Origin of the sequence: Flavisphingomonas formosensis, from assembly GCF_009755815.1 — a bacterium.
In the GTDB taxonomy this organism is placed as follows: Bacteria; Pseudomonadota; Alphaproteobacteria; order Sphingomonadales; family Sphingomonadaceae; genus Flavisphingomonas; species Flavisphingomonas formosensis.
This window is the reverse complement of the sequence record NZ_WRPK01000001.1, coordinates 134,505-155,239: the sequence shown is the minus strand read 5'-3', so window position 1 is coordinate 155,239 and position 20,735 is coordinate 134,505. Positions and strand designations below refer to the sequence as shown.

At 66.3% G+C, this 20,735-nt stretch carries 22 protein-coding genes; 9 read left to right on the top strand and 13 right to left on the bottom strand.

Annotated elements, in window-relative coordinates; all coding sequences use genetic code 11:
• The first annotated feature begins 192 nt into the window (after positions 1-192).
• Positions 193-468, top strand: coding sequence for a hypothetical protein (locus GQY20_RS00805; RefSeq protein WP_157215139.1), 276 nt, complete (start codon positions 193-195; stop codon positions 466-468).
• A gap of 512 nt (positions 469-980) precedes the next feature.
• Here the strand turns inward: GQY20_RS00805 and GQY20_RS00800 are convergent.
• The 4 genes from GQY20_RS00800 to GQY20_RS00785 all read right to left on the bottom strand — a co-directional run bounded on the left by GQY20_RS00800 (position 981) and on the right by GQY20_RS00785 (position 4,132).
• Positions 981-1,832, bottom strand: a complete 852-nt coding sequence (locus tag GQY20_RS00800) for an alpha/beta fold hydrolase (RefSeq protein WP_157215138.1) — start codon at positions 1,830-1,832, stop codon at positions 981-983.
• Positions 1,829-2,362, bottom strand: a complete 534-nt coding sequence (locus tag GQY20_RS00795) for a VOC family protein (protein WP_157215137.1) — start codon at positions 2,360-2,362, stop codon at positions 1,829-1,831. Before GQY20_RS00795 ends, GQY20_RS00800 begins: the two co-directional genes overlap by 4 nt.
• Before the next feature lie 178 nt (positions 2,363-2,540).
• Positions 2,541-3,350: an SDR family NAD(P)-dependent oxidoreductase gene (locus GQY20_RS00790; protein ID WP_157215136.1), complete on the bottom strand. Its 810-nt coding sequence runs from the start codon at positions 3,348-3,350 to the stop codon at positions 2,541-2,543.
• On the bottom strand, positions 3,350-4,132 hold the full coding sequence (locus GQY20_RS00785; protein WP_157215135.1) for an SDR family NAD(P)-dependent oxidoreductase: 783 nt from the start codon (positions 4,130-4,132) through the stop codon (positions 3,350-3,352). The genes GQY20_RS00790 and GQY20_RS00785 overlap by 1 nt, the downstream gene beginning before the upstream one ends.
• A 205-nt stretch (positions 4,133-4,337) precedes the next feature.
• Between GQY20_RS00785 and GQY20_RS00780 the strand changes: the two genes are divergently transcribed.
• The gene (locus GQY20_RS00780) at positions 4,338-5,096 is read left to right on the top strand and encodes an SDR family NAD(P)-dependent oxidoreductase (protein WP_232475824.1); all 759 of its coding nucleotides are present in this window, start codon (positions 4,338-4,340) and stop codon (positions 5,094-5,096) included.
• Here GQY20_RS00780 and GQY20_RS00775 read toward each other — a convergent pair.
• The 5 genes from GQY20_RS00775 to GQY20_RS00755 all read right to left on the bottom strand — a co-directional run bounded on the left by GQY20_RS00775 (position 5,089) and on the right by GQY20_RS00755 (position 9,746).
• Positions 5,089-5,943, bottom strand: a complete 855-nt coding sequence (locus GQY20_RS00775; RefSeq protein ID WP_157215134.1) for an SDR family NAD(P)-dependent oxidoreductase — start codon at positions 5,941-5,943, stop codon at positions 5,089-5,091. The two genes, GQY20_RS00780 and GQY20_RS00775, sit on opposite strands and share 8 nt — an antisense overlap.
• A 48-nt stretch (positions 5,944-5,991) precedes the next feature.
• Positions 5,992-6,837, bottom strand: a complete 846-nt coding sequence (locus GQY20_RS00770; protein WP_157215133.1) for an SDR family NAD(P)-dependent oxidoreductase — start codon at positions 6,835-6,837, stop codon at positions 5,992-5,994.
• Between the two features lie 14 nt (positions 6,838-6,851).
• Positions 6,852-7,589, bottom strand: a complete 738-nt coding sequence (locus GQY20_RS00765; RefSeq protein ID WP_157215132.1) for an SDR family NAD(P)-dependent oxidoreductase — start codon at positions 7,587-7,589, stop codon at positions 6,852-6,854.
• Positions 7,590-8,040: 451 nt separating this feature from the next.
• The gene (locus GQY20_RS00760) at positions 8,041-8,832 is read right to left on the bottom strand and encodes an SDR family NAD(P)-dependent oxidoreductase (protein WP_198350800.1); all 792 of its coding nucleotides are present in this window, start codon (positions 8,830-8,832) and stop codon (positions 8,041-8,043) included.
• A 119-nt stretch (positions 8,833-8,951) separates the two neighbouring features.
• Entirely contained in the window at positions 8,952-9,746 is a 795-nt protein-coding gene (locus GQY20_RS00755) for an SDR family oxidoreductase (protein ID WP_157215131.1), read from the bottom strand.
• 254 nt (positions 9,747-10,000) lie between these two features.
• Here GQY20_RS00755 and GQY20_RS00750 point away from each other — a divergent pair, with 254 nt between their 5' ends.
• From GQY20_RS00750 to GQY20_RS00735, 4 genes are all read left to right on the top strand, one after another.
• A complete protein-coding gene (locus tag GQY20_RS00750) occupies positions 10,001-10,876 on the top strand; it encodes a helix-turn-helix domain-containing protein (RefSeq protein WP_157215130.1) in 876 nt (291 codons plus the stop codon).
• A 237-nt stretch (positions 10,877-11,113) separates the two neighbouring features.
• Positions 11,114-11,902 carry an SDR family oxidoreductase gene (locus GQY20_RS00745; protein WP_157215129.1) on the top strand — a complete coding sequence of 263 codons (789 nt, stop codon included), beginning with the start codon at positions 11,114-11,116 and terminating at the stop codon, positions 11,900-11,902.
• Between the two features lie 38 nt (positions 11,903-11,940).
• Complete coding sequence (locus GQY20_RS00740; RefSeq protein WP_157215128.1) at positions 11,941-12,432, top strand: nuclear transport factor 2 family protein; 492 nt, start codon at positions 11,941-11,943, stop codon at positions 12,430-12,432.
• A 142-nt stretch (positions 12,433-12,574) separates the two neighbouring features.
• A complete protein-coding gene (locus GQY20_RS00735) occupies positions 12,575-13,612 on the top strand; it encodes a hypothetical protein (protein WP_232475823.1) in 1,038 nt (345 codons plus the stop codon).
• A 114-nt stretch (positions 13,613-13,726) separates the two neighbouring features.
• Here GQY20_RS00735 and GQY20_RS00730 read toward each other — a convergent pair whose 3' ends face one another.
• The 4 genes from GQY20_RS00730 to GQY20_RS00715 all read right to left on the bottom strand — a co-directional run bounded on the left by GQY20_RS00730 (position 13,727) and on the right by GQY20_RS00715 (position 16,691).
• Positions 13,727-14,407, bottom strand: coding sequence for a TetR/AcrR family transcriptional regulator (locus GQY20_RS00730; RefSeq protein ID WP_157215127.1), 681 nt, complete (start codon positions 14,405-14,407; stop codon positions 13,727-13,729).
• On the bottom strand, positions 14,397-14,894 hold the full coding sequence (locus GQY20_RS00725; RefSeq protein WP_157215126.1) for an Lrp/AsnC family transcriptional regulator: 498 nt from the start codon (positions 14,892-14,894) through the stop codon (positions 14,397-14,399). The genes GQY20_RS00730 and GQY20_RS00725 overlap by 11 nt, the downstream gene beginning before the upstream one ends.
• Positions 14,895-15,026: 132 nt before the next feature.
• Complete coding sequence (locus GQY20_RS00720) at positions 15,027-15,512, bottom strand: Lrp/AsnC family transcriptional regulator (protein ID WP_157215125.1); 486 nt, start codon at positions 15,510-15,512, stop codon at positions 15,027-15,029.
• Positions 15,513-15,794: 282 nt separating this feature from the next.
• Positions 15,795-16,691, bottom strand: a complete 897-nt coding sequence (locus tag GQY20_RS00715; RefSeq protein WP_157215124.1) for a VOC family protein — start codon at positions 16,689-16,691, stop codon at positions 15,795-15,797.
• Between the two features lie 253 nt (positions 16,692-16,944).
• Here GQY20_RS00715 and GQY20_RS00710 point away from each other — a divergent pair, with 253 nt between their 5' ends.
• The 3 genes from GQY20_RS00710 (at position 16,945) to GQY20_RS00700 (ending at position 20,582) form a co-directional block, all read left to right on the top strand.
• Positions 16,945-17,934 (top strand): Rieske 2Fe-2S domain-containing protein, encoded by a 990-nt coding sequence (locus GQY20_RS00710; protein WP_157215123.1) that lies wholly within the window; start codon positions 16,945-16,947, stop codon positions 17,932-17,934.
• A 147-nt stretch (positions 17,935-18,081) separates the two neighbouring features.
• Positions 18,082-18,732 (top strand): TetR/AcrR family transcriptional regulator, encoded by a 651-nt coding sequence (locus GQY20_RS00705; RefSeq protein WP_157215122.1) that lies wholly within the window; start codon positions 18,082-18,084, stop codon positions 18,730-18,732.
• A 107-nt stretch (positions 18,733-18,839) separates the two neighbouring features.
• On the top strand, positions 18,840-20,582 hold the full coding sequence (locus GQY20_RS00700; RefSeq protein ID WP_157215121.1) for an N-acyl-D-amino-acid deacylase family protein: 1,743 nt from the start codon (positions 18,840-18,842) through the stop codon (positions 20,580-20,582).
• Positions 20,583-20,735 lie beyond the last annotated feature (153 nt).

The following is a 20,735-nucleotide window of genomic DNA, read 5'->3' as shown; positions in this document are numbered from 1 at the left end:
TGGTCGTGTTCGGGGGATACGCGCTCGACCATACCCCCTCGTCGGGCGGCACGTGGGGGGTGAGCGGAACCCCTCCACCGCCTTCGGCGGTCCCCCTCCCCCTCTGGGGGAGGATGAAGACACTATTTAGGGATGACTCAGCATCGGGAGGCGGCATTCTTCGCCGCTTCCCCGTTTACATCGGAGGATAAGATGGGATTGCTCGATGGAGTGCTCGGCCAGATCATGGGCGGGGGCGAGAATGCGATCGTCGCGAACCTGGCGGCCAAGGTGGGCCTGACGCCGGAACAGGCCGAAAGCGCCATCGCGGCACTGACCCAGGCGCATCCGCAGCCGGGCGACACGGTGCAGACCGCGTCCGACACCACCGGCCTGCCGCAGGAGATATTGCAGCAGGTGCTCGGGCATCTCGGCGGCGAGGGCGGGCTTACTGCGATCGCGTCGAGCCTGCTCGGGAAGAGCGAATAGGCGGGGCGGCGCTTGCCGTGAAGCAACGGGCGGAGCATCGAGCCCGTCGGTTGCTGAGCACGCCTCGCTCTATCCTTTTATAGCGTGATGACTTTAGGTTGATGCATCATCCCAGCGAAAGCTGGGATCACTCTCGACATGTGAACGGCTCGAAGGTGGGACAGCGATCCCAGCTTTCGCTGGGATGGCGATCCCGGTTCGATCCAATGTCATCATGTTCCGGGTCGGTTTTCGATCGCGCGCGCTCGCCGCTCGCCTTCAGGGGCATTGGGTGGGGGGGCCTGTGGCGGCCATTTCGGCTGCGGACAGGCCCCACCCCAACCCCTCCCCTGAAGGGGAGGGGCTTTATGTTTGGGGCCGGGGGCTGATCCCTTCGGCTGCCGGTATTCGCTTCGGTCCGGTCGGGTTTGCCGACTCGTGCCGGCGGACGCTGGGTGACGAAGACGAACGGGTTCCAATCGGTGGTGGGGAATGCCGCCGGCCAGGGGGGTTATCGGGCCTTCGCCGATCCGCTAGACCGGATAGACCCGCTCCAGGAAGCCGATCATCGCGTCGGCGAAAGGCGTGTTGGCGTCGCCCGCCACCATATGGCCGGCGCCCCGCACCTCGGCGATCTCGGCGGCGGGGATGAGCTCGCGCAGGCGACCGACGCCCGCGTCGCTCACGATATTGCTGTGCTCGCCGCGGACGAGCAGGGTGGGGATGGAAACGCGGCGGGCGGCGGCCTCGAAGCTTTCCATCATGCTGTTCGGATCGGGACGCTCGCGGCCTCCGCCGGTGAGGAAGTCCGGATCCCAGTGCCAGTGGAGGCGGCCGTCCGCCCGCTCGCGCAGGTTGCGGCGCAGGCCGGCGATATTGGCCGGGCGGGGGCGATCGGTCATGTAGCGGGCGACGGCGTCCGCCGCCTCCTCCACGCTGGCGAAGCCATCGGGATTGGCGGTCATGAAGGCGTGGATCGCCTCCACCCCGCGCGGCTCGATCCGGGTGGTGATGTCGACCAGCACGAGCGCGGAGGCGATCGGCCGCTCCGCCATGCCGAGCGCCATCAGCGCGGTCAGCCCGCCGAGCGAGGCGCCGACCAGCGCGGGCCTGCCGCCGACCTGATCGATCACCGCGCGCAGATCCCCCGCGAAGACATCGAAGCCATAGCCGTCCGTCGCCCAATCGCTGTCGCCATGGCCGCGCGCATCGAGCGCGACGGCATGATAGCCGCGCGCCGCCAGCGCCTGGGCCGCGCGGCGCCAGGAGCCGCGGGTCTGGCCGCCGCCGTGGAGCAGCAGCACGGGCGGGCCGGCGCCGATGCTGTCCGCGGCAAGGCGGGCGCCGTCCTTGCCCTCATACCAGCAGGGCTCAGGCAGCTTCATGGCCGGCTCCCGAAGGCGCGGATCGCGGTCTCTTCCGTCCAGTCATGCTGCGAGGCCTCCATATAGGCGCCATAGTCTACGCGCGCGGGGGTGCGTTCGACGATCTCCAGGATGAAATCCGGCTCGTCCGGATGGATGAGGAAGGTGAAGCCGCCGACGATCGTGCCGACGCGCTGGTGCACCTCATAGCCATCGGCGACGGCGCGGGCGATGGTGCCCTCATACTCCTCCGGGAAGATGGCGACGTGATGCTGCAGCATCTTGTCGAACGGCTTGTCCATCCAGCGCCTGACGATCGAGGGGACGGGGCCTTTCTGGCACATCAGCTCGATCTGCAGCGATCCCCAATAGGCGATGGCATATTCGAAATCGGGATGCTCGGTGGAGCCGAGATAATCGAAGCTGTCGAACGCGGCGGTGTCGCCATAATACCAGGGGCCGATGCCGAGCGAGAGGAAGTGCCGGATCGCGGCGGGCACGTCGCGCGCGACATAGGCGATCTGGACGATGGGGCCGTATTTGTTGGTCATGGGCAGGCTCGTTCGCTGGCTCCCCTCCCTGCAAGGGAGGGGCTGGGGGTGGGTCGCAACCGTCGGGGCTCGATGCCCCGGCGGCTGCCTTGCAGCAAGCGCTGCGGAGTCTTTTGACGCGCGGACGCGCGCACCCACCCCCAACCCCTCCCTTGCAGGGAGGGGAGATGGTATCGCCTCACAACAAACATCCCGCGTCCAGGTCCAGCGTCTGGCCGGTCAGGTGCCGCGCCTCGTTGGAGGCGAGGAAGGCGAAGGTGTTGCCGGCCTCCTGCGACGTCACGGGGCGCTTCATCCGGGCGAGATCGAACAGCTGGTGCATCAGCGCGGAGACGCGTTCGGCCTCATTCTGCGGATCCTCCGGCCTGGGGCCGTAATCGATGCGTGCCTGATCGATCGGGCGATCCTCGACCCAGCCGATGGCGACGCCGTTGCAGCGTATGCCCGCCGGCGCCTCCTCCGCCGCGACCTGGCGGATCAAGGCGTCGATCGAGGCCTTGGAGAAGGGCGAGATGCCGTCATAATCGATCACCCGGCGGGTCGCCATCGTCGTGCAGGTGGTGATCGTGCCGCCGCCGCGGGCGCGCAGCATCGGGATGGCGGCGTGGAAGACGCGGTAATAGCCGAGCGCGTCGGCGTTCACGAACCGCTCGACATAGTCGATCGGGAAATCGGCGATCTTGTCGAACCGCACCTGCCAGCCGGCGCCGCAGGCGAGGCCGTGGAGCGTGCCGCATTCCGCGACGACCCGATCGAGCGCGGCCTGGATGGCGCCCGTGTCGGTCATCTCCATCCGCTGCGCCCAGACGCGGTGGCCGGCGGCGCCGAGCTCCGCCACCATCGCGTCAGCCTCGGCCTTGTTGCCGCGATAGGTGAAGACCAGGGGGACGCCGGCCTCGGCCAGGCGGCGGACGATGCCCTTGCCGACCCGGCCGGTGCCGCCCGTCACCAGCATGCCGCCCTCGGGATAGCTGAGCGTGATCGCCATCAGCCGAGTTCGCTGGCGCTGCTCGCCATGGCGCGCACCGCCTCGCCGCGATCGAGCGAGCGCAGATAGAGCGCGCCCTCGCCCGTGCCGGCGGCGTAGAAGGTCGGCCCGTCCGCGATGTGGGCGATGCCTTCCGCGGCGACGAGCGCGGGATCGGCGGCGCCGTCCATCTTCAGCCCCATGCGCTGCATCGCGGGCGTCAAGGTGAGGCCGAGGACGAGGCCGAGCATGTCGATGCCGCGCGGCTTCAGCTCATACCACAGCGCCTCGGCGAAGCCGTTGCTGAACGCCTTGGTGGCCGAATAGACCGCGTTGCGCGGGCAGCCGGCGACGCCCGCGACCGAGCTCACCAGGATGAAGCCGCCGCGCCCGCGCGCCGCCATCGGGCCGGCGAAGCGATGCACGATGCCGATCGGGGTGGTGACGTTGAGCGCCGCCATGCGCAGCGATTCCTCCGCCGGGCGATCGAGGAAATCGAGGAAGCGGCTCTCGGCGCCGGCATTGTAGACGACCAGGCCGACCTCGTCCGCGCCCGCGAAGGAGGCGATGCGATCGACCGCGTCCGGCGCGGTGAGATCGGCGGAGAGGGTGCGCACCCGGCGGCCGGTGGCGGCGCGCACGGCGGCAGCGGTCTCCTCCAGCGGTTCGGGCTTGCGCGCGACGAGCAGCAGGTCCAGCCCCTGCGCCGCCAGCTGGTGCGCGAAGGCCGCGCCCACGCCCTCCGATCCGCCGAGGATCAGCGCCGTCGGCCCGTACCGCCACGCAAAATCCGCCTCCGCCATCGCCTTCCTCCCGCATGCTTTCGTGTCGGCGCCGACGATAGGCATGGCCGGCGCGGGCGGGAAAGAGGGTTGCGATCGATCGGCTGCCTATCTGTTGTGCGATCCGGCCAGTCTTTTCGGGCGCCGTGCAAAGCCGCGTCCGGCGGCCTGACGCCGCGCGCGATCCGGCGCAGGCTGCGGCGAGAGGAAGCGAGAGGAGAGGCGGATGGGCACGCTGGAGACATTGTTCGGGCTGGCGGGGCGCGTCGCGATCGTGACCGGCGGCGCCTCCGGCATCGGGCGCGGCATCGCGCAGGTGCTGGCGGGGGCCGGCGCGCATGTCGTGGTCGCCGATCGTGACGGCGCGCAGGCCGAGGCGGTGGCGGCCGAGATCGGGGGCAGCGCGGCGACGGTGGACATTGCCGAAGAAGATTCGGTGGAGCAGGCGTTCGCAGGGATCGCCGCGGCGCCGGGCGGCCCCTGGCTGCTGGTCAACTGCGCCGGCGTGCAGGACCGGGTGATGCTGCTGGAGGCGAGCGCGGCGGCATGGGATCGGTTCCAGGCGGTCAATCTGCGCGGCACCTTCCTGTGCCTGCGCGAAGGGGCGAAGGCGATGATCGGCGCGGGCCGGGGCGGGCGCATCGTCAACATCGCCTCGCAGTCCGCGCGCGTCGCGATGCTGAACGGGCTCGGGCCCTATGCGGCATCCAAGGCGGGCGTCGTCGGCCTCACCCAGAGCGCGGCGTTCGAGCTGGCCGAGCATGGCATCACGGTGAACGCGGTGCTGCCCGGCGGCGTCGACACGCCGGGCGGGCGTGGCGCCAAGGGTACCCCGCCGTCCGGCCCGGGCCTGCGCTTCCCGCCGCCGCTGGGAATGTGCACGCCCGAGGACATCGCCGCGGCGGTGCTCTATCTGGGATCGCCCGGCGCGGGACGGATCAGCGCGCAGTCGATCGTCGTGGACGGCGGCTGGAGCTTCACATGAGGGCCGGGCTGCGCGGCGTGTGCACGGCGGTGCCATCCAAGGTCATCGTCGGCCGGCCGATGCGATCGAGATATTCGTAGGAGAAACCGACGACGCCGCTCTGCTCGCGCGGCGGACGCGCGACGAGCGCCACGGTCGCCTCGGCGATATGCTCGATCGGCTCCATATATTGCGCCATTTCCGGCGTCACGAGGCCGAGCGATGCGGTGCCCGGCGTCGCGATGGCGAGCACCGGAGCGACGACGTTCACCGCGATATTATGCTGCAGCAATTCGATCGCGAAGCCGAGCGAGACACGATGCACCGCGGTCTTGAGCGCGCCGTAGAAAGCGAGGCCGGTTTCGGCCTGGAGATTGTCCTCGAGCGTGCCCTGGATCGGCAGGGCGCTGTGCGAGCCGAGATTGACGATCCAGCCCTCGCCCTGCCGCTTCATATGCTCGACCGCGAGCAGCGAGAGGTGCAGCGGCGCGAAAAGATATTGCTCGGCCTGGGCATAGCTGGTCGCCATCGTCATCTGCGCCACCGGCTCCAGCACCGCGCGGCCGGCATTGTTGACGAGGATGTCGATCCGGCCGAAGCGGGCGATCACCGCCTCGATCAGCGCGCTGCGGCTCGCCTCATTCTCGACGTCGCAGGCGATCGCCGCCGCCGTGCCGCCGCGGCTCTCGATCAGCGCCACGACCTCGGCCGCGGTCCCCGCGAGATCGTCCGCCGGCCGATCGATGCTGCGCGCAGCAATCGCCACCGTTGCGCCCGCCGAGGCCAGCCGTTCGGCGATGGCACGGCCGATGCCCTTGCTGCCGCCGGTGACGATCGCGATCCGCCCGTCGAGTTCCTTGCCGCTCATCGCATGCTCCTGTTGCCGGTGCGCCCCGGAGGCAACGCAAGCTTCGCCTCAAGACGGCATATAGCCGCCGCCGCCGATGCTGAGCAGCTGACCGGTGGCATAAGCCGCAGCATCGGACGCGAAATAGAGGCATGCATAGGCGATGTCGCGCGGGCGGCCGAGCTTGCGGATCGGGGGCAGGTCGCCGGGGTTGGTCGGCGCGCCGCCATGGCCGCTTTGCTGCGCGGCCTCCCATGCAGCATTGGCCTCGTCCGGCTTGCCCATGATCGGCATGGTGTTCCAGAAGCTGCCGGTCGAGGTCGCTTCCGAGCGCTCCGGCACGATCCAGCCCGGCGCCACCGAATTCACGCGGATGCCCTGCGGGCCGAGATCGGCGGCGAGCGCCTTGGTGAAGCTGTGCAGGAAGCCTTTCGCACCCGCATAGATCGGGTCGTTGCGCCCGGCCATGCCGGAGAGCGCCGCGGCCGAGGTGATGTTGACGATGCTGCCGCGGCCCGCCTTCACCATCTCGGCCGCCACCGCCTGGGTGCAGTTCACCGTGCCGGTGATGTTGAGCTTCACCATCCAGTCGATCATCTGCTGGGTGACGTCGGGCAGCCGCGCCATGCCCTCGCCGCGCCCGGCATTGTTGATGAGCACGTCGATCCGGCCGAACGCGGCCATCGCCTGCGCGACCATCGCATCGACCGAAGCGCGATCGGTGATGTCGGTGCGTATGTCGATGGTGCGGCCCTTGCCCAGCAGCTTCGGCGGCTCCAGCGCGGTGCCGACATCGGCGATCACGACATTGGCGTCGCGCTCCGAGAAGACCTCGACGATGCCCTGGCCGATGCCGCCATTGCCACCGGTGACGATCACCGTCTTCCCGGCGAAGCTCAGCGCGTCCTGCTCCATGATGGTCCTTCCGTTCAGTAGAGGGCGCCGCCGTTGACGGCCAGCACGCCGGCCGAGACGAAGCTGCTCTGCTCCGCGGTCAGGAACAGGCAGACCTCGGCGATCTCCTCCGGCTGGCCCGGCCGCTTGAGCGCGATGGTGGCCTCGACGGCCTGCTCTCCGATGCCGCCCTGTTCCCACATGTTCGCGGTCATCGGCGTGCGGATGATGCCCGGGCACACCGCATTGACGCGGATGCCCGGCCCCAATTCCTTGGCCATCGCCTGGGAGAGCGCGACGAGCCCCGCCTTGGTCGCCGAATAGACGGCAAGCCCGGGATGCGGGTTGAGCGCGGCGTTGGAGGCGATGTTGACGATCGTCGCGCTCGGCGCCTTGCGCAGCTCTGGCAGCGCGGCCTGGGAGACCAGGAAGGGCCCGCGCAGATTGACGCCCATGAGATCGTCGTAGATGGCGGCGGTGGTCAGGTCGAACGGCTGCTCGCGCAATATGCCGGCGGCGTTGACGACGCCGTCGAGCGCGCCCAGCGCGTCCGCCGCCTGGCGCACGGCGGCGTTCACCGACGCCTCGTCCGCGACATTCACCTCGATCGCAGTCTGCCCCGTCTCGCGCGCCACCTCCTCCAGCCGCTTCGCGTCGCGATCGAACAGCGCGACCTTCGCGCCCTCCGCGGCGAACAGCGTCGCGATCGCGCGTCCCATGCCCGATGCGGCGCCGGTCACGATGATGTGACGACCGGCCAGACGACCTGCCATGCGTTCCTCTCCTCTTGTGGGCCGATCCGTGCGGCCCGGTCCTCGTCGGCGCAGGCTAGACGCCGGCCGGGGACGGGGCAAAACGGAGGCGCTCGGGAATCGGGCTATTCGTTTCGAATATTGGGCAACGGATGGCCGGGGCGCTGCTCTCCCCTTCCCGTCATCCTGACCCTTCGACTTCGCTCAGGATAAACTCGCCTGCGGCGAAGTCAGGATCCGTTCGCCGCAGCGTGGCGTCTTAAGGGCACCGCTGCGGCTAATGGATCCCGGATCAAGTCCGGGATGACGAAGAAGAGCGGCATCGCGCGGCTATAGCGCAGGAGTCGCTGCTGCTCGATCATTCGCCGCGGTCAAGCCGGTGCCGATCGAGGATTTGATGTACGAGGACCGGGCAGAGGCCGCGCGGGCGCGGTAGCCTTCCTCATCCTCCCCCTGCGGGGAGGATGAAGGCTCAATTCGCGAACCACTCGCCGCCGTTGACGGAGATCGCCTGGCCGGTCATCACCCGGGCCATGTCGGAGGCGAGGAAGATCACCGAGCCGGCGCATTCCCTGGGTGTGGGCACATAACGCAGCGGCAGATAGGCATCGTAATAGGCATTCATATGCTCTTCGAGGGTGACGCCCTTCTGCTGCGCCACCATCTCGAACCAGGGCTGCACATTCTGCCCCGCGATCACGCCCATATGGACGCCGTTGCAGCGAATGCCGTCGCGGCCATGCTCAAGCGCGATCGAGCGGACCAGGCTGGCCATCGCCGCCTTGCCCGCGGAATAGGCGGCAAGGCCCGGCTGCGGGCGATTATTGGCGGCGCCGGAATTGACGAAGACGATGCGCCCGTCCCGCTTGGCCCGCATCGAAGGCAGACAGGCCTGGAAAAGGTGCAGCGCGCCGAACAAGTTGGTCTCGATCGTCTTGCGCCAATAATCGGGATCGGCATTTTCGACCGAGCTCCAATCCCCCTGGTCATGGCCGTTCTGGACGAGGATATCGACGCCGCCATAGGCATCGAGCGCGGCCTGGACGAGCGCGTGACAGGAATCGCGGCTGGACAGATCGGTGCGCTGCGCGATCACCTCCCCGCCCAGCGCGCGAATCTCCTCCGCCACCTCATCGAGCATGCTTTGCGTGCGCGCGCCGATGGCGAGCTTCGTGCCGAGCCGCGCAAAGCTCAGCGCGATCTCCTTGCCCAGGCCCGGCCCGATTCCGGTGACGACGGCAACCTTCCCCGCTTCCAGCAACATCCGATTCTCCTCTCCACTCTGGCCGCGAGCTTAGCCGGTCCGTGCGGACGAGCGGCCTCCGCTTTGGTTTTCCGGGACGATCGCGTGGTTTGAAAAGCGGGACATGGCGGCCGCGCCGCTCATTTCGCCATCCATTCGCCGCCATTGACGGAGATCGCCTGGCCGGTGACGCAGCGGGCCAGATCGGAGGCGAGATACAGCACCGTGCCGGCCGCGTCCTCCGCCGTCGGCAGCGTGCGCAGCGGCAGATATTCGTTGTAGCGCATCTCCAGATACTGGTCGGTCGTCATGCCATAGGCGGGCGCGGCGATCTGCTCGATCCAGACACGGTGATTCTCGCCGTCGATACCGCCGAGATGCACGCCGTTGCAGCGAATGCCGTAGCCGCCTCCCTCAATCGCGATCGAGCGCACGAGGCTGGCGAGACTGCCCTTCGAAGCAGCGTAGGAGGCGAGGCCGATGGGCGGACGATTGTTGCCGGCGCCCGAATTGATCAGCACGATGCGCCCGTCCCGTTTCGCCTTCATCGAGGGCAGCGCTGCCTTGTAGAGGCTGATCGCGCTGAGGCAGTTCGCCTCGTAAAGCGCGCGCCAGACGTCAAGATCGGCATCCTCGACCGTCTTATAGTCGCCGATCATCGCGCCGTTCTGGACGATGATGTCGACGCCGCCAAAGGTCGCCACCGCCTTTTCGACGATCGCCGCGCAGGAGGCGTGGTCGGTGAGATCGACCCGCTGCGTCTCGACCGCGCCGCCCCGCGCGCGGACCGCGTCCGCGGTCTCGTCCACCGTCGCCGCGCTGCGCGCGCCGATCACCAGTTTTGCGCCATGCTGCGCGAGAAGCAGCGCGATTTCCTTGCCCATGCCCGGGCCGATGCCCGTGACCACCGCGACCTTGCCGTCCACCAATCCCATAGCAGCGCTCCGTTTCCCGCCTTTTCCGCCGGTTTCGTATGGGAATTAGGGCGGCCGCCGCCCCGTGTCCGGCAGGCGGGATTTTCGAGTCGGGACGTTATTGTGTGAGATTGATGAGATGAGGCAATAGAGGAACCTCTTTACCCCGAGCCCCCGAAGCGCTAGCCTTAACGTCATAAAGCGGAGAGCCTTGCGGCGAGTCGAGAAAATCGGCCAGAAAGACGGGGCTTTCGCCTTTGCAGCGGGAGAGAGGCATGCTGGAGACCACAGCGCGGCTGGAAACGAGCACCTGCACGATTGAGGTGATCCAAGGCGAGCAACCCAAGCCGGTCGAGATCGTCTGGAGCGACGCGCGACCCATGGCTTCGATGTTGTTCCGCGCCGCGGACTACAAGGCCGAGGGGCGGTATAGCGGCTATTCGGCGAGCAAGTTCGGCCCGATCGGCAGCGTGCTGGTCACGGTGCCGGATCAGGAGATGATCGGGCGCGGCACCGGCGGCAAGATCCGCGCCGCACGCTGCATCTTCCACGAGGATTATGAGGAGGTGATCGGCAGCCTGCGCGGCCTCGGCCTCGTCGAGCTGACCCGCGCGCTCGATGTCGACAATGCCAATATCCATCTCTTGCTGCGCCGCATGATGCAGGAAGCGCTGAACCCGGGCTTCGCCGGCCAGGCGCTGATCGAATCGATGGGCACGACCCTCCTGATCGAATGCGCGCGCGCCATCCGCAGGGACGATCAGCCGGAGAAGAAATCGGGCCTGGATCCCCGCCACCTGCGTCGCATCGAGGATTATCTCGACAGCCTGAACGTCGGCTTCCCGACGGTGGCCGAGATCGCGCGGCTGTGCGGCTTCAGCTCCCATTATTTCTGCCGCATGTTCCGGCAGCATACCGGCCAGAGCGTCGGCCGCTATCTCGCCAACTGGCGGCTGCAGCGCGCCGAGCAATTGCTGATCGAGACGGACCTGCCGCTGAAGGTGATCGCCTACAAGCTGGGCTTCGCCAATGCGGCCAATTTCTCGACCGCCTTCCGCGCCCAGTGGCAACAGCCGCCCGGATCGTTCCGCAGCGAACGCCGGCTCGCCCGCGACGGCGCCCACACTCGCGTCGCGCCGCTGCTCAACTGAGGGGGGCGGGCCGCCGTCATGCGTCGCCCCTGCAAAAGCAGGGGCCTATGGCTCTCAAAAACGGCGATGTGCCCAATCTGGAAAAGAGACATGGGCCCTTGCCTCCGCAGGGCGACGACAGCAACGCCATCCGATCAAACGACTTGCCGATCCGTCACTAAACAAGCCGCATGGCGGCCGGCCGCACCGGCTGGCATCGCACCCGCACGCCACGCGATCAGGGAGGAAGCATTCGCGATGATCACCGCCGCCCCGGACATCACGGACAAGGTCTATATCGTCACGGGGACGTCGCGCGGCGTGGGCGTGGAGATCGCCCGAACGCTCCATCGCCGCGGCGCGCGCATCGGCATGCTGGCGCGCACGCTCGCGGACCTGGAGGAGAATGCACGCGAATTCGGCGATCGCGCCCTGGCCCTGCCGTGCGACGTCGCCGACCGCGCGGTCGCGCAGGCGGCGGTGACGCGCATCGCGGAGCATTTCGGCGGCATCGACGGGCTGGTGAACAATGCCGGCCTGTCGCGCATCGCGCCGGTGGAGCGGCTCAGCGAAGAGGATCTGCTGCTGATGTTCCGCGTCAACGTGATCGGCGTCGTCAACATGGTGCAGGCGGTGCTGCCGCATCTGCGCGCGCGGGGCGGCGGCAACATCCTCAACATCAGCTCATCGAGCGTGCGCGATCCCAGCGAATTCCCCTTCCTGGGCGGTTATGCCGCGTCCAAGGCGGCGCTGGAGCGCCTGACCCAGGAGCTGCGGATCGAAGTCAGCCGGGACAATATCGCCGTCACCCTGTTCAGCCTCGGCTCGACGCTCACCCATTTCGGCACCGGCTGGGCTCCGGAGATCACCGAGGAAGCCTTTGCCGAATGGGATCGGCGCGGTGGTGCGGCGCCCGCGACGATGGATCCGTCGCTGCCGGCCGAAGCCGTCGTGCGCTGCCTCGAATCCCCGCCGGGCGCCTGCGCGAACTTCATCGAGTTCCAACCCTATGCCGCGATGGAGAAGGGCCGTCGCATGGCCGACTGACCGCGGCCTTCGCTGATCTATCCGGGAGAGGAACGGCCATGACCGATGTCGAGAAGTTGATCGCGATCGAGGAGATCAAGCGCCTGAAAGGCCGCTATTTCCGCGCGATGGATACCAAGGATTGGGATCTGTTCCGCACCCTCTTCACCGAGGATCTCGAACTCGATACCAGCTATGCCTTCACCCCTGCCGATCATAAGGGCGATCCGATCGAACCGGGCCTAACCCGGCGCGAGCCCGATGCCAGCTTCCGCATCCGCGGCGTCGATGCCTTCCTCGAGATGCAGCACCAATATCTCGACAACATGTCGACCGTGCATCACGGCCACACCCCCGAGATCGAGATCGTCGACGCCGAGAATGCGACCGGCATCTGGGCGATGGAGGACAAGCTGCGCTGGCCGGAAGGATCGCCGATGCGCCACATGCACGGCTATGGCCATTATACCGAGCGCTATCGCAAGGTTGACGGCGCCTGGAGGATCGCTGCGCTGAAGCTGACGCGTATCCGGATCGACGTGGAGGCGTGACGTCTTTTCCTTCCTCCCGGTGGTCGAAATCTGACGCTTGGGACCCCATAGCCATCGTCCAAAGTCGCCCAAACCCCAACCTTTGGCGCGGCAATGTCGATCGCCAATAGCGGACATGGCGCGATCACGATATCTTCCCCTCATGACCAACGTCGGATTGCCAGAAAGTCTCGCGCGCGCACTCGCCGTCGTCGGCGACAACCTCGATCAACAGAAATTGGTTGGCCGGGAGATCGAGCAGGTCATTACCGGACTACACGAACTTGCGCCTGAGCGGGTTTCGACCATTGAGCCTGCAATAGCCGATCAAGCACGTTTACGGCGGTGGCGAAGGGATTATCCAACGCTTGTCCGCCTTTTCTCGCCTAAATTTACGGATGGCGATCAACTCGACAGAATTCCGGGCCTTGAGTTTCTATTTCTGTTTCACCGGGATGGATTTTTGAGAGAGGCGGCGCTGAATAGAATATCTGGTGCGCTTCCAAGCGCATTCCAGTTTGCAACGATAGTATGGCAGCTGAATGATTGGGTGAAACCGGTGCAAGAAGCGGCAATGAAATGCGCCGCGCGCTGCTTTCCCGATACTGCTGCAAAAATCATCGCCAAAGCCTCCTTCTCACTTCTTCCGAGACAGCGGAGTTGGGGACGTTGGACGGTCGAACGAGGTGTATTGGATAAGTTGCTTTGTCGTCCAGATGTTGCGCGCGAAATGGCCATCCTCTTCCAGACCGAGACGTCTGGCCCAGTCTCGACGTCGCTACGATATGCCCTGAGGGGTGATCGGCTTGACACTCATCTCGATCATTTGGCCCGCCAGGCCCTCCAACCAGCAGTGCGGGCGCTCGCCGCTCAATGTCTGATCGAGGGCGTAGCGACGTGGCATGAAGGGTGGGAATGGAAATGGGTCGATAAATCGAGGGGCCTACAGCGGCGAGTGCCGATTTCTCGCAGCCGGTCTTTGATCACTAAAGCCGATATTTCGTCTGTAATTCAGGCTGGCGTGAACGATCGATCTTCCGTAGTGCGTCGAGCGGCGTTGCAAGGCTTAATTAGTCGCGTCGACGATGTCGAAAACGCGTCCGTAGCTGCAATTGCGCTTCTGAATGACAAATCCCCCTCTGTTCGAGAGCGGGCGCAATTCATCATGAGGCGGGCTACGGCCGACAGCGACACGCGCTAACCCGATAGCCGACTGTCGCTTATCGACCCAATCCGGGCCAATCCCAAGCCAGGATGAGGGTCACCAAGCGTCAGACGTTTCCCGCAGGATCCTGACCGCCGAAGCTGCTGAAGCTCAGCCCTCTCGCAACAGCGCAAGCGCGCGCGCGGCGCCATCTACCGTCTGGGTGAACGCCGCGCGCGGCGGATCGGTGAGGGCGCCGAGCAGAGTTATCGTGATCGCGACGCGCAGCTCGGCGGCCATGCGCGGCTCCGGCCAGTCGAGCACCGCCCATGAGACGAAGATCGAGTTGACCGCATAGGCGAGCTGCGTGACGAGCACGTCGTGCGGCATCGCCGGCCGGATCATGCCGGCCGCCGCCATCGCCTCGACCAGCGGGGCGAGCAGCGTATCGCCGAGCGGGATGACGAGGCCGCGCACCTCCTCAGTGCCCAGGCCGGAGAGCGAGCGGGAGAGATTGCGGTAGAAATTCGGCTTGCGCGCGAAGGCCTGCGCGATGTGATCGGCGACACTGAGCGCGAGGCAGGGCGGGTCCGCCGGATCGGCGACCTCCACCGAACGGCGCAGCCCCGTCACCTCGCTGGCGAACACCGCGTGCAGGATCGCTGCCTTGGAACCGAAGAGATTATAGGGTGTCGCGAGACTGAGCTCGGCCTGGCGCGCCAGCTCGATCATCGAGAAGCCGCCGTCGCCCGTCGACAAGAGCTCGCGCGCGGCACGCACCAGGCGCTGCCGCCGCTCCTCCCGCCGGATCGCGCGAACGCCGCCCTCCGGCCGGGCGGCCTCACTCGTCATCGGCGGAATCCAGATCCTGCTGCGGCGTCAGGATCTTCGCGGTCCGGACATTATATTTGATCACCTGGATGGTGATCGAGGTTTCGAGGCCATGCACGCCGGGCAGCGTGCCGATGCGCGACACCACCTCCTCGGCGCCCAGATCCGCCTCGCCGAACGTACCCATCGCCAGGATATTATATGGGCCTGTGGTGACGATCACGCATTTGAGCTCGTCCATCTGCGTCATCAGCTCGGCGACCTTGCGTACCTGGGACAGATGCACCTTGACCCGGATGAAGATCACCCGGCTGCCGCCGAGCCGCGAGAGATTGGTGAGCGCGGTGAAGCGGATCAGCCCCGCCTCGCGCAGCCGCTTGAGCCGGGCGCGGATGGTGCCCTCGGTGACGCCGAGCAGGTCGGCGACGGCGCGATTGCTCATCCGGGCATCGTTCGAAAGATGCTGGATGATCTCGCGATCGACCGTATCGAGCGATGGCTTGGTCATGAGCGCGGGCTCCTGTCGGAGCCCGGGGTGCGGGCGGAGCCGTCCAAGGTTCCGGCGATGCGCAGCATCGTTGGAAGGACGGCGGAGGGCGGTGCCGCGCAATGCGCTTGCGGCGCATTGCCCAACAGCCCCTCAGCGCGTGAAGGGAACGACATCGAATTCATATTTCAGCATGTCCACCGCGATCTCGACCGACACGTCGCTGATCCCTTCGATCGCGGCGAGATCGCGTTCCAGGAAATCCTTGAGCGCCTCCGCCTCGGCCAGCGCGACGAGCGCCTCGATATTGTAGGAGCCGGCCATGATGCTGCAGCTGAACACCGCCGGCAGCTCGGCCACGTCGCGCGCCACAGCGCGTGGATCGCGCTGCGCGACGCGGATGCCGATGACGAGCAGCAGGTCGCAGCCGATCACGTCGAAATCGGCGACGAGAGCGACACGCAGCAGCCGCTCGCGCTCCAGCCGGCGCACGCGCGCGCCGATCGCGGCGGCGGAGAGGCCGAGCTCCTTAGCGATCATCTGGTTGCTGGCGCGCCCGTCGCGCTTCAGCGCGGCGATGATCTGCCGGTCGAGCGCGTCGATCTCCTCATAGTTCAGGCTGGTCTTGCGTGATGCCAACGTCCGTCCCGTCCCCGTTCGTTCCGTCCTTCCTTAGATAGCGCGCGGATTTTCGGCAAGAATCGCAACTTCATCCTCCCCCGCAGGGGAGAGGGACCACACGAAGTGTGGTGGAGGGGCGCCCGCTAACACAAAAGCGCTTCGCTGGTTGCGAGCGACGGCCCCTCCACCATGCTGGGCCCACGGCTCGCTCCGCGAGCCGGCTTCGCGGCTGTGGCTTGCCCCCGGCAAGCCACTGTCGCCGCTACGCCCCCCTCCCCGTTCCGGGGAGGATGAGAAGGGTCAGATCGCCGGCACGCCCGGCGGGCCCATGAATTTGTGGCCCCACAGGTCGGGAACGAGGCTGGTCGTCGGGATCCAGCTCCGCCAGTCGATCTGCAGGCCGTCGCAGCCGAATTCGAGCATCGATCCGCCCGGCGTCATCACATAGACCGACATCATCCGGTCGTTGCTGTGGCGGCCGAACTGCGAGGCGATGTGGACGCCGTCGCGCTCGCACCGGTCGATGAAGCGGCCGACATCGTCGATCGTGCGCGCTTCCAGCATGAAATGGATGAGGCCGGTCGGCGAGGGCGCCTCGAACAGGGCGACGCTGTGGTGCCGGGCATTGTCGGCATGCATGAAATAGAGCGTCTGCGGGCCGATCTCGGGCACGAGCGTGAAGGTCATGGTGTCGGTGAGGCCGAGGCCGATCGTCTCCAGCCAGAAGTGCCGCGCCGCTTCGATCTCCGGCGCCGGCAGCACGACATGGCCAAGCCCCATATCGCCCGCGACGAAGCCAGAGACCCCGGCGGGCGAGGCGAAATGCTCATAGCCGAGGGTGCGGCCGACGATCAGTTCGATCGCGTTGCCGCAGGGATCGGCGGATTGCACCAGGCGAAGCACGCCGCGAGCGGCCGCGAGCGCCGGATTCTCGTCGGCGGGCGCGCCGGCTGCGCGCAAGCGCTCGACACAGGCGTCGAGCTGCGCATTGCTCGCCAGCTCCAGGCCGGCGACGGCGAAGCGCTCCGTCGCGCCGGGGCGGACGTTGATCCGCCAGGCGGCATCGTCGAGGCGGAAGAACAGGCCCTCGCCCGCGACCGCCGCCGGGGCGAGGCCGACGGTGTTCTGGAGGAAGGCCGCCCAGCCGTCCGCATTCGGCGATTCGAAGATGATATAGGCCAGCGCCGCGACAGACATTCCGATCCTCCCCCGTTCCGGACGCACCGAGCCGCGCATCTCGTTACGAATAGGACAAAGCGTTACGTTTTCAATCGTGATATGGTCAAGCATTGCGATGAACCCGTCCATTGAGGTGCCGATATTCTACGCATTGCATGGCCTGAATCGTTGACATCGGCCCTCCCCGCGCGCAATCTCGCGCGAGACAGGCTGTCGCGCCCTGCATCGGCGGCGGGCGGCGCCTCAACGACAGATCGGTAGGAGACTCCAAGTGAGCGTCACCAGCATCGTCCCCGAATTCCTGTTCGACTATCCGCGCGGCTGGTTCATCGTCGGCGCCTCGAAGGAGTTCAACAACGAGACGCCGACGCCGCTCTATTATTTCGGGCGCAAGATGGTCGGCTATCGCGACAGCAAGGATCAGGTCGTCATCATGGATGCGGTCTGCCCCCATATGGGCGCGCATCTCGGCTTCGGCGGCAAGATCAAGGGCGATGCGATCCAGTGTCCCTTCCACCATTGGGAATTCGGGGCCAGCGGCAAATGCACGCATATCCCCTATTCCAAGATCATCCCACCGGCAGCGAAGGTGCAGTCCTATCCGGTCCATGAGGTCAACGGCCTGATCTTCCTGTGGAACGATCCGGAGGGGCTCGAGCCCAATTACGAGATCCCGCAGATCCCCGAATGGCACGACACCGAGAACTGGCTGCATTGGGACGTGCGCCTGCGCCAGATGAAGACGCAGCAGCATGAGGTGATCGACAATATCGCCGACGCCACCCATTTCGGCCCGGTCCACCAGATGCACGTCACCGATTTCTCGGTGAAGTTCGATCGCCACATGGCGATCCAGCATCAGCACGGGCCATCGGCCATGTCCTATGGCGACGACGGGCTGCTCTCCACCGACGCCGTCTATCATGGCCCGGGCTATCTGCTGACCTATCTCTATACCGAGATCGACACGATCATGCTCGTCGGCCACACGCCGATCGACAAGCAGAATCTGCAGATCTTCTTCGGCCTGATGATCGACAAGCGCGCCGGGCTGGATGCCGACAAGATCGAGGCGATGGTCCAGCACGGGCAGGACAGCTTCTTCCAGGATGCCGACATCTGGGAGAATAAGAGCTGGGTGACCAACCCGCTGCTCGTCAACGGCGACGGCCCGATCCTGCAGGCGCGCCGCTGGTACAGCCAATTCTATCGGCCGCGCACCGATCTGCCGATGTATGCGGGCTATTCCAAGGCGGCGTAGGAAGATTTCTCGCCCGTCGGGGCTGGATCTGTCGACGCTCTTTCCATTCATCCGTTTCGCGTAGCCGGGAGCGTCGCGAACGCGCCCGGTGCCGCCTGTTCGATCGCGCCCCTTTTCCCGCGCCCGTTTTCCTGCAAGGAAGCGGCCATGGTTGAAAGCAAGGCGGTCGCGGCGCTGGGGGCCTTTGCCCGCGCACAGAAAGAGGAAACACGTCGGCGCCTGATGGAGGCCGCCGCGATCGTGTTCGAACGCGAAGGCTATATGGCGCCTTCGGTGGACGATATCGCGCAGCAGGCCGGGGTCAGCCGGCAGACCTTCTATCGCCATTTTGACAGCAAGCTCGCCATCGCCATGGCCTATTTCGGCGATCGCCGCGAAATGACCCTGCCTTATTGGCAGCAGATCGACGGGGCCGACGCGCGCGATCCCGAGGCCGTGCTGCGCTGGCTGGATTCGATGTACGAATCCTTCCGGGCGCAGCGCAACGTGCTGCGCACCTTCTCCGAGATCGGCATGATAGAGCCTTCCTTCCTGCTCCAGGTGCGCGAGTTCGTGTCCGACATCATCGAGAATCTGGCGGCGCGCATCCCCGCCTTTGCCGGGGCGCAGGGCACCGGCCAGAAGGCGCGTGAGCGCTGGACCGAGGCTTGGCTGCTGGTCCACGAGATAATGGAGCATCTGAGCAGCCTGGCGGTCGATTTCGCGATGGTGGAGCGGGAATTGCTGCTCCCCGCACTGGCCCGCCGCTTCGTCGATTTCGTCGAACGGAACGATCCAGCCGGCGAACGGACCACATAGTCCTTTACGCACTGTAACATACATGATAGCAGACCCTTCGTGCCGAGGCGGCCGAGGGGCGGATGGCCTGCGCCTGGCACGATTACACGCCAGGAGAGGCAGATTCCATGCAGCGTACTTTCTTGATCAAGGGCGGGACGGTCGTCGACGGCACCGGCGCGCCGGCCTATGCGGCGGACGTCCGCGTGAAGCACGGCCTGATCGCCGAGATCGGCCCGGACCTTCAGCCCGAACCGCGCGAGCGTGTGGTGGATGCGGCCGGCTGCTACGTGACGCCCGGCTTCATCGAATCGCACAACCATTTCGATGGGCCGATGTGGTGGATGCCGACGATGGAGCCGATGCCAGGCTATGGCGTCACCACTTCGGTCAACGGCAATTGCGGTTTCGCGGCGGCGCCGGTCCATGACGATCCGGTGGTGCGCAAGGAGATGGTCGACATCTTCTCCTTCTTCGAGGATATTCCCGACAAGCCGTTCCTTAATCTGCTGCCGTGGGACTGGCGCAAGTGGAGCGAATACAAGGCCTCGCTCGAGCGCAACGTGAAGATCCCGGTCAACTACGCCGCCTTTGTCGGCCATATTGCGATCCGCCTTGCGGTGATGGGCATGGAAGCATGGGACCGCGCCGCGACGCCGGACGAGATCAAGGCGATGTGCGCGCATCTCGAGGATGCGCTCGATGCCGGCGCGCTCGGCCTCTCCTCCAACCTGCTCGACCATGACAGCCGGGATCGTCCGGTGCCGACGCTGCGCGCCGACGATGCCGAGTTCGCGGCGCTGATGGACGTGCTGGCGCGCTATCCCGGCCGCACCTTGCAGGTGATCGTCGACCATTTCATGCGCATGACCGGCCCTGCCTCGATGGCGCGGATCGGCGAGATCGCGCGCGGCAAGGGCATCCGCATCCAGGTGGCGGGCGGTGTCCCGACGCTGGAATTCCAGTCCTTCTGCATTCCCGATGCGCTCGCGTCGCACGAGAAGCGCAAGGCCGACGGGCTCGATATCTGGATGGGCTATCATCATCTGTCGCCGACGACGGTGGTGAATTTCCTCTCGTCGCTCGTCTTCGCCCAGTCCAACGCCTATGTCTGGAACGATGTTGTCGCCGCCAAGACCGAAGAAGAGAAGCTCGCGCTGCTCGAAGACGCGGAATGGCTGGCCCGCGCGCGTGAATCCTGGGACCAGATCTTTCCGCAATCGCCGATGTCGAAGCCCGACGAGATACTGCTCTTCGAAAGCGACACCGGCGCGGGGCCGACCGGGCTCAAGCTCTCCGCCTATATGCGGCAGGAGGGCTTCAACCATCCGTCCGACGCGCTGGCCCATTGGCTGATCCTGAACGGCGTCGGCTCGACCTTGCGGCTCGACGACTGGCCCAATCATGAGGAGGCGCTCGACGCGCTGTTCCGCGATCCCAAGTCGATCGGCAACATCTCGGATGCCGGCGCGCATGGCAAGATGTTCTGCGGCGTCGGCGACAATGTGCTGATGCTCACCAAATATGTGCGCGAGCGCAAGCAGCTGACGATCGAAGAGGCCGTGCACATCATGACCGGCAAGATCGCCGGCCATTTCGGCCTCGTCGATCGCGGCGAGATCAAGGTCGGCAAGCAGGCGGACATCGCCGTGTTCGACCTCGCCGAGATCGAGCGGCGTCCCGACGAACGCGCCTGGGACGTGCCGGACGGCGAGGGCGGGCGCACCTATCGCTACACGCGCGCGCCGGCGCCGATGCGGCTCACCTTGGTCAACGGCATCGCGACCTTCGACCGGGGCGCCTTCACCGGCAATTTCCCGGGCGAGTATATCGGGCCGACGGTCGCGCCGCTGGCCCAGGCTGCGGAGTAATATCGAGTGCCGAAACCTCCCCGTTTGGGCTGAGCTTGTCGAAGCCCTTTTCTTTCTTCTCCCGTGATCAAGAAGGAAGTGCTTCGACAAGCTCAGCATGAACGGGGAAGATGAAGATCGCGGCTACCGACTAATGCTATAAATTGAGGAGGG

Bases quoted from the DNA above. Each gene is read 5' to 3' on its own strand.
- GQY20_RS00775 (WP_157215134.1), bottom strand. From the start codon at position 5,943: ATGAGCGGCAAGGAACTCGACGGGCGGATCGCGATCGTCACCGGCGGC.
- GQY20_RS00770 (WP_157215133.1), bottom strand. From the start codon at position 6,837: ATGGAGCAGGACGCGCTGAGCTTCGCCGGGAAGACGGTGATCGTCACC.
- GQY20_RS00755 (WP_157215131.1), bottom strand. From the start codon at position 9,746: ATGGGATTGGTGGACGGCAAGGTCGCGGTGGTCACGGGCATCGGCCCG.
- GQY20_RS00800 (WP_157215138.1), bottom strand. From the start codon at position 1,832: ATGAAGCTGCCTGAGCCCTGCTGGTATGAGGGCAAGGACGGCGCCCGC.
- GQY20_RS00780 (WP_232475824.1), top strand. From the start codon at position 4,338: ATGGGCACGCTGGAGACATTGTTCGGGCTGGCGGGGCGCGTCGCGATC.
- GQY20_RS00750 (WP_157215130.1), top strand. From the start codon at position 10,001: ATGCTGGAGACCACAGCGCGGCTGGAAACGAGCACCTGCACGATTGAG.
- GQY20_RS00795 (WP_157215137.1), bottom strand. From the start codon at position 2,362: ATGACCAACAAATACGGCCCCATCGTCCAGATCGCCTATGTCGCGCGC.
- GQY20_RS00730 (WP_157215127.1), bottom strand. From the start codon at position 14,407: ATGACGAGTGAGGCCGCCCGGCCGGAGGGCGGCGTTCGCGCGATCCGG.
- GQY20_RS00705 (WP_157215122.1), top strand. From the start codon at position 18,082: ATGGTTGAAAGCAAGGCGGTCGCGGCGCTGGGGGCCTTTGCCCGCGCA.
- GQY20_RS00805 (WP_157215139.1), top strand. From the start codon at position 193: ATGGGATTGCTCGATGGAGTGCTCGGCCAGATCATGGGCGGGGGCGAG.
- GQY20_RS00735 (WP_232475823.1), top strand. From the start codon at position 12,575: ATGACCAACGTCGGATTGCCAGAAAGTCTCGCGCGCGCACTCGCCGTC.
- GQY20_RS00715 (WP_157215124.1), bottom strand. From the start codon at position 16,691: ATGTCTGTCGCGGCGCTGGCCTATATCATCTTCGAATCGCCGAATGCG.
- GQY20_RS00740 (WP_157215128.1), top strand. From the start codon at position 11,941: ATGACCGATGTCGAGAAGTTGATCGCGATCGAGGAGATCAAGCGCCTG.
- GQY20_RS00790 (WP_157215136.1), bottom strand. From the start codon at position 3,350: ATGGCGATCACGCTCAGCTATCCCGAGGGCGGCATGCTGGTGACGGGC.
- GQY20_RS00785 (WP_157215135.1), bottom strand. From the start codon at position 4,132: ATGGCGGAGGCGGATTTTGCGTGGCGGTACGGGCCGACGGCGCTGATC.
- GQY20_RS00760 (WP_198350800.1), bottom strand. From the start codon at position 8,832: ATGTTGCTGGAAGCGGGGAAGGTTGCCGTCGTCACCGGAATCGGGCCG.
- GQY20_RS00700 (WP_157215121.1), top strand. From the start codon at position 18,840: ATGCAGCGTACTTTCTTGATCAAGGGCGGGACGGTCGTCGACGGCACC.
- GQY20_RS00765 (WP_157215132.1), bottom strand. From the start codon at position 7,589: ATGGCAGGTCGTCTGGCCGGTCGTCACATCATCGTGACCGGCGCCGCA.
- GQY20_RS00725 (WP_157215126.1), bottom strand. From the start codon at position 14,894: ATGACCAAGCCATCGCTCGATACGGTCGATCGCGAGATCATCCAGCAT.
- GQY20_RS00745 (WP_157215129.1), top strand. From the start codon at position 11,114: ATGATCACCGCCGCCCCGGACATCACGGACAAGGTCTATATCGTCACG.